Origin of the sequence: Caballeronia sp. LZ003, assembly GCF_031451465.1 — a bacterium.
Lineage (GTDB): Bacteria > Pseudomonadota > Gammaproteobacteria > Burkholderiales > Burkholderiaceae > Caballeronia.
This window is the reverse complement of sequence record NZ_JARUXJ010000152.1, coordinates 1-527: the sequence shown is the minus strand read 5'-3', so window position 1 is coordinate 527 and position 527 is coordinate 1. Positions and strand designations below refer to the sequence as shown.

1 protein-coding gene is annotated in these 527 nt (G+C 63.0%); it reads right to left on the bottom strand.

Annotated features, from left to right (window positions below; translation table 11 throughout):
- Positions 1 to 507: phage terminase small subunit (gene gpM, locus QCE79_RS33530; RefSeq protein WP_309851819.1), on the bottom strand; the 507-nt coding region annotated here is incomplete at its 3' end.
- Positions 508 to 527: the final 20 nt, after the last annotated feature.

The following is a 527-nucleotide window of genomic DNA, read 5'->3' as shown; positions in this document are numbered from 1 at the left end:
CCCGTATGCCTTGTTGAGCTTCGCCTTGATCTGGTCGACCATATCGAACGGCGCAACCAGCGCAATCACTTCGGCGAGCATGTCCGCGTCGACGCCCTGTGCATCGGCGAATCCTTCGGCCACCGTCGCCGCAAGCGTGCGCTCGAATGTGGCGGGCATCTGCAACCCGTGACGGATTGCGTAGGCCGCAATGTCGAGTGCGCCGCGCCAGTCGCCGGCGTCGATCATCCAGACCATCACCGTCACCAGCACATCGTCTTGGCCGCCTTCGTCGCTCGACAGCGCTTGGGCGATGTACGGGGCGTAGTCCGGCAAGACTTCGCGCTTGATCTCGATTTTGCGTGCTATCGAGCGCGTATCCTTCAGGCGCATCTGATCGGCCGCGAGTTTCGCGCGCATCAGGTCTTGCGCGCGGGCCTGTTGCCGATCTGCGCTGACCGATACGTTCGACGTGCGCAGCGCCGCGATCTGCTTCAGATGACGGGAAATCGGCGTGTCTCGTTCCATGGCGCGCTTAATCCGCCTGA